The sequence below is a fragment of the Streptomyces sp. NPDC048142 genome, assembly GCF_043202835.1.
Taxonomy (GTDB): Bacteria; Actinomycetota; Actinomycetes; order Streptomycetales; family Streptomycetaceae; genus Streptomyces.
Window position 1 is genome coordinate 247,324 of record NZ_JBIDBC010000005.1, and the last position, 16,396, is coordinate 263,719.

A 16,396-nucleotide genomic window follows, 5' to 3' on the forward strand; every position below is an offset into this window, starting at 1 on the left:
CCGTTTCCAGGCCTCCTGGGGCAGCGTCATGTACCGGGTGCTGCCCCTGGCGCACCATCGGCCCGTCGACCGGGTGCGCGACCGCCTTTCGACACGCCGGCGACGAGCAGGCCGACGGCGGTCCGCTCGGGCATCGAAGCAGACCATGAACGACTCCTCGGAGGCCGTCTGCGGCAACGCCCCGACCGCCGACGCGAGGGCCCACACCGTCGACACGGTCCCCATACCCCCGAAGCACCCCCCGATGATCCCTCATCGACAAGGGACGGCAAGCCGCGTACGCCACGACTCCCCGCCCTTCGTCGTGCGCGGGCGCTGCCGTACGGGACAGCCCTTGGCCTGACCGGATGACGCACCGTGAGTCCGTGGGCCGTGGCGGCCGCGTGGCCGGAGCCGTGGTCGGCTCCGCCGCCGGGGACGCGCTCGGCGCCCCGTTCGAGTTCGGCCCCGCCGGGGTGCTCACCGCCCGTTTCCCGGACGGCGTCGGGACGCTGTGCGGGGGCGGTGGCTGGAACCCGGGCGAGGCGACGGACGACACGCAGATGGCGGTGCTGGTCGGCGAGTCGCTGCTGGAGCGGGGCGGCCTGGACCTGCCGGACATGTTCGGCAGGTTCCGGCGGTGGGCGGCGGGCGAGCCCAAGGACATCGGTCTGCAGACCGAGGACGTGCTGACCAACGGCGAACCGTGGGACCTGGCCGCGGCCCTGCACTTCCAGCTCAACGGCCGGGCCGCGGGCAACGGTTCACTGATGCGGGCGACCACGTCGGCGGTGTACTTCGCGCACGCCGGACGCCCGGCGACGATGGAGGCGGCGCGCCGGATCGCGGCACTGACTCATGGCGACCGGGCCGCCCGGGAAGGGACCGCCGTCTTCCACGAGCTGGTCCGGGTGGCCCTCATGGGCGACGATCCGTTCGCCGCCGTCCCCGGGGCGCCGGCCGAGGTGCACGCCGACCACCGGTCCCGCTGGGCGACGGTACTGGCGCCCGACTGGCGCCCGACTGGCACCCGGGCCTGGCAACCGAGTTCAACGGTGCGGTGTGGCCCTGTCCGGGCACCGCGCTCTGGGCCCTGCGCACGACGGACACCTTCGAACACGCCCTGGTGGCCGCCGTCGACGTGGGCGGGGACACCGACACGGTGGCGGCCGTGACGGGCGGCCTGGCGGGAGCGGCGTACGGCATCGCGGCCGTCCCGGACCGCTGGACCAGAACCCTGCACGCGCCACTGCCCGGCTACGGGGACCGTTGCCTGGCCACCGGGGACCTGATCACCCTGGCCGCCCGGCTGGACACCGCGGGCCCCCGGGTCACCTGGGAATCCCCTCCAGCAATATCGCCCGAAATGTACACATAAGTGACAGATAAGAGCACTATGGAGGAAAGGGTGCCCGCCTCATCCATCCGCACGACGACGGGACCCCCAGGAACGAAGGAGACGAAATCTCATGAGCAACGTCTCACACACGAGGAGCGACATATCGGGCCACCCCGATGCCTCCGAAATGCGTGCACGGTACGACCGCATGATGGGCGGTCGTGATGTGGCCCTGGTGGACGCGCCGGTGTTCCTCGCCGGCCTCTACTGCGCCGTTTCCCCCTGGGTGCTCCACTTCACGGCCAGCCAGCCGGCCCTGGTGACGCACAACCTGGTGATGGGTATCGCCATCGCGGTACTGGCCCTCGGCTTCACCGTGATGCCCGAGCGCATGGCCGGTCTGAGCTGGGCCCTCTGCGCCATCGGTGCGTGGATCATCGTGTCGACCTGGGTGGTGGGCAGCAGCCCCGACGCCGGGATCGTGATCAACAACATCATCGTCGGCGGGCTGGTGGTCCTGCTGGGCATGGTCTGCGCGGGAGCCGCGGCCAAGAGCCGCAGCACCTGACCACGACGCACCTCCACACCTCCGACGAGCCCCGCCCCTCTCCAGACCCGCCGACGGTCGCTTCCCAGCCCCTCCGGCGCGTCAGGAGCGGGGCCCGGCGCGGAGCCCCGGCTCCGGCAAGCCCGGGGAGGGGAACAAGCCCGCCGCAGGCACCAGGGGCGCAGCCTCACCCTCGCCCCGCCAGGACCCTCGCCCCGCCCCCTCGCCCCGCCAGGGCCATCCCGTACGGCCCGGTCACCCGACCGAGCTGTACGCCACCACTCCCCGCAACACCGCGTCCACCGCCTTGCGCGCGTTCTTCGCCACGCCGGAGGCACCGGCGCCCGCATCCCGAGGAGCCGCCGCAGCCACCTGCCCCAGCACATCGATCACCTGCTTGCACCACCGTACGAAGTCCCCCGCCGGCATCTCCGCCTCGCGCAGCACCTCGTCCAGCGTCCGGCCGGAGGCCCACATGTAGACCGCCCAGGCGAAGCCGAGATCGGGCTCGCGCTGCCCGACCCCCTCCGCCTGGTTGATCTTGAAGTCCTCCTCCAGGGCATCCAGCCGCCCCCAGATCCGCACCATCTCGCCCATGGCGAGCTTCGCGGGACCGGACGGCAGCTTGGGTGCGACCGCGTCGTCGGCCTGCCGTGCCTCGAACACCAGCGCCGAGACGCACGCGGCGAGTTCGGCGGGGTTGAGCCCCTCCCACACGCCCTCCCGCAGACATTCACTGGCGAGCAGATCCAGCTCCCCGTACAGCCGGGCCAGCCGCCGTCCGTTCGCGGTGACCTCGTTGCCCCGGAGGTAGTCCAGCTCGGTGAGGAGCGCGACGATCCGGTCGAAGGTCCGGGCGATCGTGTTCGTCCGCCCCTCGATCCGCTTCTCCAGCTGCCGGGTGTCCCGCTGCAGCCGGTGGTAGCGCTCGGCCCACCGCGCGTGGTCCTCCCGCTCGTCGCACCCGTGGCACGGGTGGGCGCGCAGCTCGGTCCGCAGCCGGCCGATCTCGCGGTCGTCGGCGGCAGGCGCCCGCCCCTTGCGGTGCCGGTCGGGCACGATGTGCCCGGCCTTGGTCCGCAGCGCGGAGGCCAGATCGCGCCGGGACTGCGGCGAGCGCGGGTTGAACGACTTCGGGACCCGCATCCGGTCCAGCGCCTCCACCGGCACCGGGAAGTCCATCGAGGCCAGCCGCTTGACCTGCCGCTCGGCGGTCAGCACCAGCGGGCGGGGCCCGTCGTGGTGGTCGAACCCGCGGTGCCCGTTGGCCCGCCCGGCAGGCAGCCCGGGATCCAGCACCAGGGCAAGCCCCGCGAACTTCCCCGTGGGCACATGGATGACGTCCCCGGCCTTCAGCTTCTCCAGCGAGGAGGCCGCCGCCGCCCGCCGCTGCGCCGCACCCTGCTTGGCCAGCTCCGTCTCGCGGTCCTTGAGGTCGCGCCGCAGGCGCGCGTACTCCTCGAAGTCACCGAGGTGACAGGTCATGCCCTCCCGGTAGCCCTCCAGGCCTTCCTCGTTGCGCTGGACCTGCCGGGAGATCCCGACGACGGACTTGTCCGCCTGGAACTGCGCGAACGAGGTCTCCAGCAGCTCCCGCGAGCGGTGCCGCCCGAACTGCTGCACCAGGTTGACCGCCATGTTGTACGAGGGGCGGAAGCTGGAGCGCAGCGGATACGTACGCGTCCCCGCGAGGCCGGCCAGCGCGGTCGGGTCCATGCCGCGCTGCCACAGGACCACCGCATGGCCCTCGACGTCGATGCCACGGCGTCCGGCCCGGCCGGTGAGCTGGGTGTACTCGCCGGGGGTGATGTCGGCGTGCTGCTCGCCGTTCCACTTGACGAGCTTCTCCAGCACCACGGAACGCGCGGGCATGTTGATGCCGAGCGCCAGGGTCTCGGTCGCGAAGACCGCCTTCACCAGCCCCTGGACGAACAGCTCCTCGACGACCTCCTTGAAGGTCGGGAGCATGCCCGCGTGGTGCGCGGCGATGCCCCGCTCCAGGCCTTCGAGCCACTCGTAGTAGCCCAGCACATGCAGGTCCTCGCCGGGGATGGACGCGGTCCGCTCCTCGACGATCTCCCGGACCAGCCGGCGTTTGTCCTCGTCGTTGAGCCGGAGTCCGGCGTACAGACACTGCTGGACGGCGGCCTCGCAGCCGGCCCGGCTGAAGATGAAGGTGATGGCGGGCAGCAGGCCCTCGTTGTCCAGCCGCTCGATGACCTCGGGCCTGCCGGGCGTCCAGATCCGGCCGCGCTGACGCCTCTCGCGCTCGCGGTCGGCCTCGCGCACCATCTTGCCCCGGCGGCGGTCGCGCGGGTTGTAGCCCTGCTGGTTCTCCTGCCGGGCGAGGCGGACCAGGTCCGGGTTGACCTCGCGGCGTCCGGCGCCCCGGCCGCCGTGGTCGGTCTCCTCCTCGAAGAGGTCGTACATCCGGCGTCCGGCCATCACGTGCTGCCACAGCGGCACGGGCCGGTGCTCGGAGACGATCACCTCGGTGTCGCCGCGCACGGTGTCCAGCCAGTCGCCGAACTCCTCCGCGTTGGAGACGGTCGCCGACAGGGAGACCAGCGTCACCGACTCCGGGAGGTGAATGATCACTTCCTCCCACACCGCGCCCCGGAAGCGGTCGGAGAGGTAGTGCACCTCGTCCATGACCACATAGCCGAGGCCGGACAGCGATTGGGAGCCCGCGTACAGCATGTTCCGCAGGACCTCGGTGGTCATCACGACCACCGGCGCCTCGGAGTTGACGCTGTTGTCGCCGGTCAGCAGGCCGACCTTGTCCGCGCCGTACCGCTTGACCAGATCGGCGAACTTCTGGTTGGAGAGCGCCTTGATCGGTGTCGTGTAGAAGCACTTGCGGCCCTGCTCCAGGGCCAGGTGCACGGCGAACTCGCCGACGATCGTCTTGCCCGACCCGGTGGGGGCCGCGACCAGCACCCCCTTGCCCGCCTCCAGTGCCTGGCAGGCCTCGATCTGGAACGGGTCCAGCCCGAACTCGTACATCTCGCGGAAGGGCCCGAGGGCCGTCGCCATCTCGGCCGCACGGACCTGAGACGCCTGGTATCGCTCAGCTGGTGAGAGGTCCTCTGTCATCTTGCATACGAGCCTACCCGTCACCTCCGACACTCAGCGCGATCTTTAAATGCCTCGGCCCTTCCCCCCGCGCGGCGCCCGCCCGGCACCCGGTGAGCGACCCGTCAGCGCCCGGTGAGCACCCGCACAGCACCCGGTACGCAGGTGGCGGTGAGCGGCAGCGCGCCCAGCGGTTCACCGTCCGCGTACGCCGTGACCCCGGCCGCCGCCAGCTCGATCGAGGAGACCCGATGCACGGTGACGGCGGGGTGGCCCAGGTGCGTGCCCCTGTAGACCTTCGGGAAGACCTTGAGGAGCGTGGCACGGGTGCACTCCCCCACCACGGTCACGTCGAAGAGCCCGTCGTCCATCTCGGCGTCGGCGCAGATCCGCATGCCCCCGCCGTACGTGGTTCCGTTGCCCACCGCGATGAGTGTGGCCTCGATCTCGCGGACCTCGCCCCCGTCGAGCCGGATCCGGTACGGGATCGGCTCGAAGGCGGCCAGTTCGGTGAGGATCGCGAGGTCGTACTTGAACCGTCCGCCGACGAAGCGCATCCGGTTGCCCCGGTCGTTGACCCGGGAGTCGAACCCGGAGGCGAGCACGGAGCCGAACCAGCGGTCCCCGACCCGTCCGAGGTCGACGTCGCGGTGGCTGCTCTCCTTGATCGCCCGCGCGGCCAGCCGTCCCGCGGCGGCCGGGTCGCGGATCGGCAGACCCAGTGCGCGGGCGAAGTCGTTGCCGGTGCCGGCGGCGACGACGCCGAGCGGGGTGGCGGTCCCGGCGACGGCCTGGAGGGCGAGGGACATCAGCCCGTCCCCGCCCACGGCTATCAGTGCCCCGGTCCCCGCCGCGACGGCCTCGCGGGCCCGGCGCAGGGCGTCATCGGCATCCTCGCCCAGCACCGTACGGACGGAGAATCCGGCGTCCCGCAACGCGGAAGCGGCCGGCTGCGCGGCGTGCGCGCCCCGGCCGCGTCCTGCGGTGGGATTGACGAAGAGAGTGATCTCGCTGGTCACCCTTCCGGACCCTACAAGGTCAGGTGATGTCGTCGTAACCGTTCATCCGGTGCGATCCGGGACCGTCCGCCTCGCCGGATGCCTGTCCCGGAAGAGCGGGGCGGGATCCGGAGCCGTTCTCGATGCTGCCGACGGGCTCGGGCGTCAGATCGAGATCCGAGGCCTCGTCGTCGCTGAGCTCGGCGTCCGGGTTGTTGCGGTTGCGGCGCTTGTCGTTCAGCAGGGAAATGCCGACGGCGATGAAGTAGAGGACCGCGAGCGGGCCCGCGAGAAGCAGCATGGAGATGGGCTCGCCGCCGGGGGTGGCGATCGCCGCGAAGGCGGTGAGACCGACGATCATGCCGCGCCACCAGCGCAGCATGCGGGCGCCGGAGAGGATCCCGGTCATGTTGAGGGCGACGAGCAGCAGCGGCAGTTCGAAGGCGAGACCGAAGACGATCACCATGCGGGTGATCAGGTCGAGGAAGTCGTCGAGCGGCAGGAGGTTCGTGACGTTGTCCGGCGTGAAGCCGAGCATGATCTCGGCCGTCTGCGGCAGGATCGCGTACGCGAGGTACGCGCCCGCGGTGAACAGCGGGACGCCCGCGGCCACGAACCCCAGGGAGTACCGCTTCTCCTTCTGGTGGAGACCGGGAGCGACGAAGGCCCAGAGCTGGTACAGCCAGACAGGCGTGGCGAGGAGAACGCCCGCCATGAGGGACACCTTCAGCGCGATGGTGAAGGGGGACAGCAGACCGTTGGTGGTCATCTCCGCGCACGGGCGGCCGTTGACCATCGTTTCCACGCCGTTCTTGCAGCCGACCGAGTCGAGGATCGGCTTCATCAGGAACTCGAAGATCTCCTTGTGGAAGAAGGCGGCCCCGATGACGGCGATCAGGATCGCCAGCACGGCCTTCAGCAGCCGGTTTCGCAGCTCACGCAGGTGATCGAGGAGAGGCATCCGCCCCTCGTCGTCCTTCTCCTGCTTGCGGGCAGACTTGAGCAACCCACTTCCCTCGTCTCGTGCGGCGGCTGTCGGCGGAACGCGTCAGCTGTCAGCTCTGGGTGGTGGGCTTGGCCTCGCTGACCGGGCGGGAGCTGGTGACGTCTCCCGGAGCGGCCTGGATGGTGCGCGCGGTGGTGGACTGCGGGGGCGCCGGGTCCTCGACGGTCTCCGTCGTGGGCGTCGCGTTCGCCGCGTCGTCCTTCTTCATCGCCTTGGCCTCGCTCTTGAGGATGCGGGCCGACTTGCCGAGCGAGCGCGCCATGTCAGGAAGCTTCTTGGCACCGAAGAGCAGCAGGATGACAGCGATGATCAGAACGATCTCTAGGGGCTTCAGATTGCCGATCATGTGCGACTTCCTTCTCACTGAGGCGGCTGGAGGGTGGGCTCGCTACCCGTTCGACCGGGCATACGTACGATCGTTGTGCTTGGCAGCGATCGTAACCCGCGGGAGTAAACGCGAGGCAATGCCCGTGCGTATTACGGCTTGCGGCCCGTACCTCGCTGCCTGGGCCGACCCGTGCAGCGTACCCCTCGGTGCTGTCGGACATCAGGCCCCCCGGGGGTCGTTACCGCAGGCCGTCACCGGTGGCGGCGAGGCGGGTTGCCGCCCGTTCCAGGTCCTCCGACGCCCGGTTGATCCGCTCGGTGGTGACCGTGACCTGCCGGCCGAGACGCCGGGCCTCGACGAAGACCTTGATGCCGAGCACACCGAGCACGGCGATGCCCAGGAAGCCGAGGGCGATGGCGAGCATGGGCCAGAACATACGGCGGTGCCTCTTCCTACGGGCTTCCAGAGGGGCTTTTGACGGGCGGGCTGCCGTCGGGTCGCTACCGGGCGGTGTGCAGGCGCAGGGTCCGTACGCCGCCGCCGGTGAGCAGTTCGATGATGCGCTCCCCGGCCGGCTTGCGGACCGAGGCGCCGCACTCGGGGCAGGTGAAGGTGTAGAAGGTGGTGCGGCGGGTGGCGCCGATCGCCAGGCGCAGTGCCGCGGCGGCCAGCTCGAAGCGCCCGCGGCAGTCGGGGCAGGCGGCCCGGAAACGTACGGCGGCGGGTACCGGTACGGGGACGGGACCGGGCCTGAGCGCCGGGCGGGTTCCGGTGGCGGCGGCCGGAAACAGGGTCGTCCGGTTCATCGTTCGTCTCCCCTCCCCGGGTCTCGGAGCGCGTCCTCGTAGGCGGCGAGCGCCTCGCGGGCGGCCGCGCGGGCGCTGTCCGCGAGCTCCGGCGGGGTGACGATGCGGCCGTCGCCGCCGAGGCGCAGGGCGAGCCGGCGCAGCGAGGCCGGGTCCGGGGTGCGCAGGGTGATCCGCAGGCCGCCGTCGGGGAGTTCCTCGGCGGAGTCGTGCGGGTAGTACTCGGCGACCCAGCGGCCGCCGGTGCCGACCTCGATCACGACTTCCGGGTCCTCGGCCGCGGGCTGGACCAGCCCTGCGGACAGGTCGCGCAGCTCCAGCTCGGGCGGGGCGGCGGGGGCGTCGAGGAGACGGATCTCGGCGACCCGGTCCAGCCGGAAGGTCCGGCGGGCCTCGGAGAGCCGGCACCAGCCCTCCATGTAGGTGTGGCCGACGGCGAAGAGCCGGATCGGGTCGACCTCGCGTTCGGTGAGTTCGTCGCGGGCGGGCGAGTAGTAGCGCAGCCAGAGCCGGCGGCGTTCGGAGATGGCCCGGTCGACGTCGGCGAAGACGCCGCCCTCGGCCTCGAAGGTCACCGAGAGCCGGGAGCTGGCAGCCCCGGACTCGCCGGCGGCCGTCTCCAGCTTGGCGGTCGCGCGGACGAGGGCGAGCCGGTCGCTCTCGCGCAGGCCGGGCAGGGTGGCGACGGCGCGGGCGGCGACGAGCAGCGCGGTGGCCTCGTCGGCGGCGAGCCGGAGCGGCTCGGCGACGTCGTCCGGGTTGTGCCACCAGATCCGGTCGCCGTCGGTGTCGATGTCGAGGAGGTCGCCGCCGCGGAAGCTGGTGCCGCACATCGGCAGGACGTCGAGGTCCGAGATCAGCTCGTCCTCGGTGATCCCGAAGGCCCGTGCCACGTCCTGGACATGGGCGCCGGGTCGCTCCCGCAGATACGTCACGAGGGACAGCATCCGGCGGGTCTGGTCGATCGCGTTCGTGGCCATCGTTTCCTGCCCCTAGTCCTTGGCCACGGCGCGGAGCCGGTCCACCACATCGGCCCGCAGATCGGCGGGTTCCTCCACGACGACGTCCGGGCCGAACTCGACGAGCCAGGCGTCGAGGCCGTGCCCGTACGGAATGTCCAGCTCGTCCCAGCCGTCGCCGCGTTCCCGCACGGCGGTCGCGCGCGATCGCAGCGGGTAGCCGGCTCCGGCGCGCAGCCTGATCCGGGCGGTACGGGTCGCGGTCTCGCCGGCCCAGCTCTCGACGGTCTCGCGGACGGTGACCACGTCGGGCACCTCGGCGCTGAAGGCCCCGGCGCGGGAGCGGACCTTGCCGGTGATGCGGGAGAGCCGGAAGACGCGTTCGGCGCCCCGCTCGCGGTCCCAGCCGGCCAGATACCAGTGGCCGCGCCAGCATTCGAGGGTCCAGGGTTCGACCTGGCGCTGCTCGGGGCGGGCGGAGTTGGCCTTGCGGTAGTCGAAGGTCACGGGGCGGCGGTCGCGGCAGGCCAGCATGAGGGGCTCGAAGGCGGCCTCGTGGACAGGGATGCGGGGTTCGAGGGCGCTGTGGACCTCGTAGGCGTCCTCGGCCTCGGGCATTCCGGCGGCCCGCAGCTTCTGCAGGGCGCCGCTGGCGGCCCCGGCGAGGCGGGCCTGCTGCCAGACCTTGGCGGCGAGGCCGAGGGCGGCGGCCTCCTCGGCGTCCAGGGTGATGGGGGGCAGCCGGTTGCTGTCGCGGCGGGCCAGGTATCCGGTGTCGCCGTCGAGGTTCTCGACGGTCTCGATGACGAGGCCGAGCTCGCGCAGATCGTCCTTGTCGCGCTCGAACATCCGGTTGAAGGAGTCGTCGGAACCCGCTTCGAGGTAGGCCTCGATGGATCCGCGGAGTTCGCGCTTGCTGAGCGGGCGCCGGGTCCCCAGCAGACACAGTGCGAGGTTCATCAACCGCTCGGCCTTGGCAATCGCCATCGACGCCCTCTCTCTTGTTGCTACGACCGTCGACCGTACCGCCCCGGGGTGTGGGGACCAAAGCCGGGCCGCGGGCCGGAGAGCGGTCAGGGCCCCGGCGGGCAGCGGTGAGGGCCCCCGCCGTACGGCGAGGGCCCCCCTTCGCTCAACCGGAACGGATCAGACCGCGACGAGGTCGCAGACGAAGATCAGCGTCTCGCCCGGGGCGATCTTGCCGCCGGCGCCGCGCTCGCCGTAGGCGAGGTGGGCGGGGATGGTCAGCTGGCGACGGCCGCCGACCTTCATGCCCTGCACGCCCTTGTCCCAGCCGGAGATGACCTGGCCGGCACCGAGCTGGAACCGCAGCGGGGTGCCGCGGTTCCAGGAGGCGTCGAACTCCTCGCCGGTGGAGAAGGCCACGCCCACGTAGTGGACGGAGACGGACTGGCCCGCCTGGGCCACCGCGCCGTCGCCCTCCCAGATGTCCTTGATCTCCAGGTCGGCCGGCGGCTCGCCACCCGGGAAGTCGACCTCGGGCTTCTCGATGCTCACTGAACTGCTCCTCCAAATGATGAACTGGACAACCGGGACAGTCTTACACCTTGGCGAGGATGTCCACGGCGAAGACCAGGGTGGAGTTCTTCGGGATGGACTGCTGCTGCTGGTCACCGAAGGCCTGGTCCGGCGGGATGACGAGCAGCACCCGGCTGCCGACCTTCTTGTCGACCAGGCCGCTCTTCAGGCCCTTGAGGGTGACCTGGGACAGCGGGAAGGTCTGGGTCTTGCCCGCGGTGTACGTGTTGTCGAACTCCTTGGCGTCCTTCCAGATCATGCCGACGTAGTTCACGACGACACTGTCGGACTCCTTGACGGCCTCGCCGTCGGACTCCAGGACGTAGGTGGAGACGAGCTTCTTCGGCGGGTCGCCCTTGGGGATGGTGACCGTCGGGGCCTTGCCGTCGGTCTTCACGCCGACCTTGGGCAGGTCGATGTTGTCCTGGGCGACCTCGGTGCCCTTGGCGGAGGCCGGGATCTGGGTGGCCTTCACGATGTCGACGACGAACACGAGCGTGGCGTTGGGCTTGATGTCGCCCTGGCCCTGCTCGCCGTAGCCGAGCTCCGGCGGGATGACCAGCTCGACGCGGCTGCCGACCTTCTGGCCGACCAGGCCCTTGTCCCAGCCCTGGATGACCATTCCGGCGCCGAGCGTCAGATCGAAGGGCCGATCGCGGTCGAAGCTGTTGTCGAACGGCTTGGTGGAGTCCCACGCCTGGCCGAGGTAGTTGACCTGGATCGCGTCGCCGTTCTTGAGCTTCGCACCGTCCCCCTCGCTGATGACATCGGTCTTCAGCTCCTTGGGCGGGTCGCCCTCACCCTTGGAGAGGGTGGGCTTCTCGCCGAACTCGGCGCCCGCGGTGATCGCGGGGACGCCGTTCTTGGACGAGGCGGAGTCGGAGGCCTTGTCGCCGCACGCCACTGCCGACAGCAGCAGGAGGGGGGCGACGAGAAGGCCGGCAATTCGGCGCACTGGTTCCTCAGATCTCAGGGGGCACGGTGATTCGGTCCCGCACCACTCTAAGGGCTGTCGCGTCATCCCCGGCGGGCGCGCGACGACAGCCGTCGGGCTCTCCGATTCGGTTGGGGCCGCCCCCCGCGTCACGGCCCCGGCCCCCAGGACCGGTGGGTCCTGGGGGCCGGGGCCGTCATGGATGACGTCGGCTCACATACCGGCGATCAGCTTCTCCACCCGCTCGTCCACGGAACGGAACGGGTCCTTGCACAGCACCGTGCGCTGCGCCTGGTCGTTGAGCTTGAGGTGGACCCAGTCGACGGTGAAGTCCCGCCGCTGTTCCTGGGCCCTGCGGATGAAGTCGCCGCGCAGCCGCGCCCGGGTGGTCTGCGGGGGCACCGACTTGCCCTCGAAGATCTTCAGGTCGTTGCAGATGCGGGCGGTCTGCCCCTTGCGCTCCAGGAGGTAGAAGAGGCCTCGGCGGCGGTGGATGTCGTGGTAGGCGAGGTCTATCTGGGCGACCCGCGGATTCGACATGGTCATGTTGTGCTTGGCCCGGTACCGCTCGATGAGCTTGTACTTCATGACCCAGTCGATCTCGGTGTCGATCCGGTCGAGGTCCTCGGCCTCGACCGCGTCCAGGGTGCGGCCCCACAGCTCCAGGACCTGGTCGACGGTGCCGGTGCGGATGCCCCGGCGCTCGACGAAGTCCACGGCCTTCTCGTAGTACTCCCGCTGGACCTCGATGGCCGAGGCCTCCCGGCCGCTGGCCAGGCGCACCTTGCGCTGTCCCGTGAGGTCGTGGCTGACCTCACGGATCGCCCGGATCGGGTTCTCCAGGGTCAGGTCACGCATCACCGTGCCCGCCTCGATCATGCGGAGCACCAGGTCGGTGGCGCCGACCTTGAGCAGCATGGTCGTCTCGGACATGTTCGAGTCACCGACGATGACGTGGAGGCGGCGGTACCGCTCGGCGTCGGCGTGGGGTTCGTCGCGGGTGTTGATGATCGGCCGGGAGCGGGTGGTCGCGGAGCTGACGCCCTCCCAGATGTGCTCGGCACGCTGGCTGACGCAGTAGACCGCGCCGCGCGGGGTCTGGAGCACCTTGCCCGCGCCGCAGATCAGCTGCCTGGTGACGAGGAACGGAATGAGGATGTCCGCGAGCCGGGAGAATTCTCCGTGCCGGGCCACGAGGTAGTTCTCGTGGCAGCCGTAGGAGTTTCCCGCCGAGTCGGTGTTGTTCTTGAAAAGATAGACGTCGCCCGCGATCCCCTCCTCGTGCAGGCGGCGTTCGGCGTCGACGAGCAGGCCTTCGAGAATGCGCTCGCCCGCCTTGTCGTGCGTGACCAGTTCGGTCACGTTGTCGCATTCGGGGGTTGCATATTCCGGATGCGATCCCACGTCGAGGTAGAGGCGGGCGCCGTTCCGCAGAAAGACGTTGCTGCTGCGGCCCCATGACACAACACGGCGGAAGAGGTAGCGCGCCACTTCGTCAGGTGACAGTCGGCGCTGTCCCCTGAACGTGCACGTGACGCCGTACTCGTTCTCCAGCCCGAAAATGCGGCGGTCCATGACTGAACATTACGCCTTATGGCCTGAGCTGAAACCGGGTTCGACGGCCCCGTTTCGATCATTTTCCGATCCCGTCACCACGGCGGGTGTACGGACGGGAGCCGCGAGGACCCTGCCGGTGGCCAGCAGGACGATCAGAGCCGCCACTCCCCCGGCCCCCGCGACGGCGAAGCTCCAGGCGGTCGAGCCGAGTTCGACGGCCGGTCCCGCGACGGCCGCACCGGCTGCCGCGCCCACGCCGAACGTGGTGACGAGCCAGGAGAACGCCTCGGTCACCGTGCCGCGCGGGGCGTGCCGGTCCACCACGATGAAGGAGCAGGCGATGGCCGGTGCGAGGAACACTCCGGCGAGCGCGGCGAGGGCGGTCATGACGGGCACCGAGGGGGTGAGGGTCAACGGCAGATAGCCCAGCGCCAGCAGTCCGACGATGACCCGCAGCCGCTTCTCGGGCACACCGGCCCACTGCCGCGCCCCGTAGGCCAGGCCGCCGATCAGCGCGCCGAGACCGAGTGCGGCCATCAGCCAGCCGTACACCGATTCCCGGCCGTGGTCGTCCGCGTAGGCCACTCCGGCCACCGTGATGGAGCCGAGGGCGAGCCCGACGAAGAAGAACGCGCCGAGCAGGGCGAGGAGTCCGGGCGAGCGCAGGGCGCCGAGCCAGTGCGCCTCTCGCGGTGCGGAGCGCCAGGCGCGCGAGGGCTCGGACAGGACGACCGACAGCGCGCCGATGACGCCGACGGCGTTGATGACGAGCAGGGCGGCGGCCGGGGACCAGAGCGAGACGAGCAGCGTCACCAGGAGCGGGCCGACGGTGAACATGATCTCCTGCGCCACGGCGTCCATGGCGTAGGCCCGGTGCACCTGGCCCTCACCCTTGAGGACGCTGGGCCACAGGGCCCGCAGGCCGCCCTCCAGCGGCGGTGTGGCGACTCCGGCGACGATGACGGCGAGGTAGGCCAGCGGGAGCGAGCCGAGGCCGGTGAAGGCCAGCAGGGCCATGCCGAGCGCGGAGAGCAGGGCGGCCGGGAGCTGGACGCGCGGCTGCCCGTACAGGTCCACCGCCCGGCCGAGCAGCGGCTGCCCGACGGCGGTGGCCAGTCCGTAGGCGGCGGTGAGCGCGCCTGCCAGCGTGTAGCCGCCGCCCTCCGCCCGGGTGAACAGCACGATCGCGATGTGCGCGGTGCCGTTGGGCAGCCGCCCCACCAGGGTGCCCGTCAGCAGCCGGGCGGCATGCCGCGCCCGGAGGATGTCCAGATATCCCGCGGTCATTCCCGCCCCTCTCCGCCCCGGCCGGCCATACCGCCCGCCGAAGTGTTACGTATAACGTCGAGGTTCATACGTACCATGTGCGCAGTTCGCGGGTCCACCTCGCGGCGTGACGAAACATCTCGCACGGAGGCACGAGTGACCAGCGCGCAGCAGCCCGCCCCCGCCCGGCCCACCAGCCGCGACGTGGCCCGCGCGGCGGGCGTCTCCCAGGCGACGGTCTCCCTGGTGCTCGGCGGGAAGTGGCGGGGAAGGGTGTCGGAGGCCACCGCCCAGCGGGTCCGGGAGGCCGTGACGGAGATCGGCTACCGGCCCAATCTGGCGGCCCGCAGTCTGCGGCTCGGCCGCACCAGGACCGCGCTGCTGGTGGTGCCCGCGCTCACCAACGAGTTCTTCGCGCGGGTGTACGCCGGGGCGGCGGCGATCGCCGCCGAACACGACTTCGGCGTGGTGCTCTATCCCTCACCGGACGGCACGGGCCCGGCCCGGGACCCGTTCGCCTCGGCCCGCGCCGCGCTCGACGGGGTCATCGCGTCCTCGATGGCCGCCGACGCGCTGGGCGCGCTGCACGGGGCGGAGCTGCCGCTGGTGATGCTGGACAGCGACCCCTCGGACGCCGGGCCCGACGCCCATGTGAACCTCGGCATCGCCGACGGGATGCGGCAGGTGACGGACCATCTGCTGGGGCTCGGCCACCGCCGCTTCCTGCATCTGGCGTCAGCCGTGGACACCTGGACGTTCGCGGTGCGGGCCGGGGCGCTGCACGACGCGCTGGGCGCGGCAGGGGACGCGACGGTGCGCACGGTGCGGGCCCCGCTGGACGTACGGGCGGGGCGCGAGGCGGTCGAAGCGGCCCTGGCGGTCACCGGCGACCGGCCCACCGCGATCGTCTGCGACGACGACATCCTGGCCGCCGGCGCGTGCAAGGCCGCCCGCAGGCTCGGGCTGCGGGTGCCTGACGAACTGTCGGTCACCGGATTCGACGACCTGGCGCTGGCCACCGCGCTGGAGCCGGAGCTGACCACGGTGCGGCTGCCGGCGGAGCAGGTCGGGGAGCGGGGCATGGAGGCGCTGCTCGCGGTACTGGACGGCCGCCCCGCCGAGCCGGGCGGCCTGCCGGTGGAGCTCGTCGTACGCGGCTCCACGGCACCGCCGCCCGCCGACCGGACGTGACGGTGCCCCGGGCCGAGAAGGCCCGGGGCACCGCTCTCCTACTTGTCCGTCTCCTCCGTGGAGTCGGGGGTGCCACTGTCGGTGCTGTCGGTGGAGTCGTTGTCCTCGGTGTCGGACGGAGCGTCCGTCGGTGTGCTGCCGGCGGCTTCCGTGTCCAGCAGCCGGGCCAGCTGACGGCCGACGATCCGCTTGAACTTGCGCTGCTGGGGGCGGGTGCGGTCCAGGACCGCGACCTCCAGCCGCTCCGCGGGGATCTCCCGCTCGCCGCCGCCCGGCTCCCTCGAGAGCGCCTGGACGGCCAGCTTGAGCGCCTCGGCGAGGGTCATGCCGTCGCGGTGGCGCTGGTCGAGGAAGCTGCTGATCTGTTCGGAGTTGCCGCCGACCGCGACCGAGCCGTGCTCGTCCACGATCGAACCGTCGTGCGGCAGCCGGTAGATCTGGTCGCCCTCGGCCTCGCTGCCGACCTCGGCGACCACCAGCTCCACCTCGTACGGCTTCTCGGCCGCACTGGAGAAGATGGTGCCGAGCGTCTGGGCGTAGACGTTGGCCAGCCCACGGGCCGTCACATCGTCCCGGTCGTAGGTGTATCCGCGCAGATCGGCGTAGCGAACTCCGCCGATGCGGAGGTTCTCGTACTCGTTGTACTTACCGGCGGCCGCGAAGCCGATCCGGTCATAGATCTCGCTGAACTTGTGCAGGGCACGGGACGGGTTCTCGCCGACGAACACAATGCCGTCGGCGTACTGCAGCACAACGAGGCTGCGACCACGAGCGATGCCCTTGCGGGCGTATTCCGCCCGGTCGGCCATGGCCTGCTGGGGTGAGACATAGAACGGCGTCGACACCGGCTATCCGTCCCTTTCTGTCAGTGA

Annotated in this window: 15 protein-coding genes and 1 pseudogene; 3 read left to right on the plus strand and 13 right to left on the minus strand. The window is 71.1% G+C overall.

Annotated features, from left to right (window positions below):
• The first annotated feature begins 347 nt into the window (after positions 1-347).
• A pseudogene (locus ACGF2Y_RS09845) lies at positions 348-1,357 on the plus strand (ADP-ribosylglycohydrolase family protein).
• Between the two features lie 91 nt (positions 1,358-1,448).
• Positions 1,449-1,886, plus strand: coding sequence for an SPW repeat protein (locus tag ACGF2Y_RS09850; RefSeq protein WP_392944669.1), 438 nt, complete (start codon positions 1,449-1,451; stop codon positions 1,884-1,886).
• Positions 1,887-2,120: 234 nt separating this feature from the next.
• On the opposite strand, the gene ACGF2Y_RS09855 is transcribed toward ACGF2Y_RS09850, so the two are convergent.
• The 12 genes from ACGF2Y_RS09855 to ACGF2Y_RS09910 form a co-directional block, all read right to left on the minus strand.
• Positions 2,121-4,961: a DEAD/DEAH box helicase gene (locus tag ACGF2Y_RS09855; protein WP_392944671.1), complete on the minus strand. Its 2,841-nt coding sequence runs from the start codon at positions 4,959-4,961 to the stop codon at positions 2,121-2,123.
• Between the two features lie 104 nt (positions 4,962-5,065).
• The gene (locus ACGF2Y_RS09860; RefSeq protein ID WP_392944673.1) at positions 5,066-5,959 is read right to left on the minus strand and encodes a diacylglycerol kinase; all 894 of its coding nucleotides are present in this window, start codon (positions 5,957-5,959) and stop codon (positions 5,066-5,068) included.
• Positions 5,960-5,978: 19 nt separating this feature from the next.
• Entirely contained in the window at positions 5,979-6,944 is a 966-nt protein-coding gene (tatC, locus tag ACGF2Y_RS09865) for a twin-arginine translocase subunit TatC (RefSeq protein ID WP_392944675.1), read from the minus strand.
• Positions 6,945-6,993: 49 nt separating this feature from the next.
• Positions 6,994-7,290: a Sec-independent protein translocase subunit TatA gene (gene tatA / locus ACGF2Y_RS09870; protein WP_392944677.1), complete on the minus strand. Its 297-nt coding sequence runs from the start codon at positions 7,288-7,290 to the stop codon at positions 6,994-6,996.
• Between the two features lie 220 nt (positions 7,291-7,510).
• Positions 7,511-7,708: a membrane protein gene (locus ACGF2Y_RS09875; protein WP_030088268.1), complete on the minus strand. Its 198-nt coding sequence runs from the start codon at positions 7,706-7,708 to the stop codon at positions 7,511-7,513.
• 64 nt (positions 7,709-7,772) lie between these two features.
• Positions 7,773-8,078 carry a hypothetical protein gene (locus tag ACGF2Y_RS09880; protein WP_392944679.1) on the minus strand — a complete coding sequence of 102 codons (306 nt, stop codon included), beginning with the start codon at positions 8,076-8,078 and terminating at the stop codon, positions 7,773-7,775.
• Positions 8,075-9,058 (minus strand): helix-turn-helix transcriptional regulator, encoded by a 984-nt coding sequence (locus tag ACGF2Y_RS09885; protein WP_392944681.1) that lies wholly within the window; start codon positions 9,056-9,058, stop codon positions 8,075-8,077. The genes ACGF2Y_RS09880 and ACGF2Y_RS09885 overlap by 4 nt, the downstream gene beginning before the upstream one ends.
• Before the next feature lie 12 nt (positions 9,059-9,070).
• Positions 9,071-10,024: a helix-turn-helix transcriptional regulator gene (locus tag ACGF2Y_RS09890; protein ID WP_392944683.1), complete on the minus strand. Its 954-nt coding sequence runs from the start codon at positions 10,022-10,024 to the stop codon at positions 9,071-9,073.
• Positions 10,025-10,183: 159 nt separating this feature from the next.
• Positions 10,184-10,555 (minus strand): FKBP-type peptidyl-prolyl cis-trans isomerase, encoded by a 372-nt coding sequence (locus ACGF2Y_RS09895; protein ID WP_392944685.1) that lies wholly within the window; start codon positions 10,553-10,555, stop codon positions 10,184-10,186.
• A gap of 43 nt (positions 10,556-10,598) precedes the next feature.
• Complete coding sequence (locus ACGF2Y_RS09900) at positions 10,599-11,531, minus strand: FKBP-type peptidyl-prolyl cis-trans isomerase (RefSeq protein WP_392944687.1); 933 nt, start codon at positions 11,529-11,531, stop codon at positions 10,599-10,601.
• A 192-nt stretch (positions 11,532-11,723) separates the two neighbouring features.
• Positions 11,724-13,085, minus strand: coding sequence for a Pup--protein ligase (gene pafA, locus ACGF2Y_RS09905; protein ID WP_030583618.1), 1,362 nt, complete (start codon positions 13,083-13,085; stop codon positions 11,724-11,726).
• 9 nt (positions 13,086-13,094) lie between these two features.
• Positions 13,095-14,354: an MFS transporter gene (locus ACGF2Y_RS09910; RefSeq protein ID WP_392944689.1), complete on the minus strand. Its 1,260-nt coding sequence runs from the start codon at positions 14,352-14,354 to the stop codon at positions 13,095-13,097.
• Positions 14,355-14,489: 135 nt separating this feature from the next.
• Between ACGF2Y_RS09910 and ACGF2Y_RS09915 the strand changes: the two genes are divergently transcribed.
• The gene (locus tag ACGF2Y_RS09915) at positions 14,490-15,524 is read left to right on the plus strand and encodes a LacI family DNA-binding transcriptional regulator (RefSeq protein WP_392944691.1); all 1,035 of its coding nucleotides are present in this window, start codon (positions 14,490-14,492) and stop codon (positions 15,522-15,524) included.
• A gap of 38 nt (positions 15,525-15,562) precedes the next feature.
• Here ACGF2Y_RS09915 and prcA read toward each other — a convergent pair whose 3' ends face one another.
• Positions 15,563-16,369, minus strand: coding sequence for a proteasome subunit alpha (prcA, locus tag ACGF2Y_RS09920; protein WP_392944692.1), 807 nt, complete (start codon positions 16,367-16,369; stop codon positions 15,563-15,565).
• Positions 16,370-16,396 lie beyond the last annotated feature (27 nt).

Coding starts and splice junctions, on each gene's coding strand:
- ACGF2Y_RS09890 (WP_392944683.1), bottom strand. CDS start 10,024: ATGGCGATTGCCAAGGCCGAGCGGTTGATGAACCTCGCACTGTGTCTG.
- ACGF2Y_RS09875 (WP_030088268.1), bottom strand. CDS start 7,708: ATGTTCTGGCCCATGCTCGCCATCGCCCTCGGCTTCCTGGGCATCGCC.
- pafA (WP_030583618.1), bottom strand. CDS start 13,085: ATGGACCGCCGCATTTTCGGGCTGGAGAACGAGTACGGCGTCACGTGC.
- ACGF2Y_RS09910 (WP_392944689.1), bottom strand. CDS start 14,354: ATGACCGCGGGATATCTGGACATCCTCCGGGCGCGGCATGCCGCCCGG.
- ACGF2Y_RS09855 (WP_392944671.1), bottom strand. CDS start 4,961: ATGACAGAGGACCTCTCACCAGCTGAGCGATACCAGGCGTCTCAGGTC.
- ACGF2Y_RS09880 (WP_392944679.1), bottom strand. CDS start 8,078: ATGAACCGGACGACCCTGTTTCCGGCCGCCGCCACCGGAACCCGCCCG.
- ACGF2Y_RS09885 (WP_392944681.1), bottom strand. CDS start 9,058: ATGGCCACGAACGCGATCGACCAGACCCGCCGGATGCTGTCCCTCGTG.
- ACGF2Y_RS09850 (WP_392944669.1), top strand. CDS start 1,449: ATGAGCAACGTCTCACACACGAGGAGCGACATATCGGGCCACCCCGAT.
- tatA (WP_392944677.1), bottom strand. CDS start 7,290: ATGATCGGCAATCTGAAGCCCCTAGAGATCGTTCTGATCATCGCTGTC.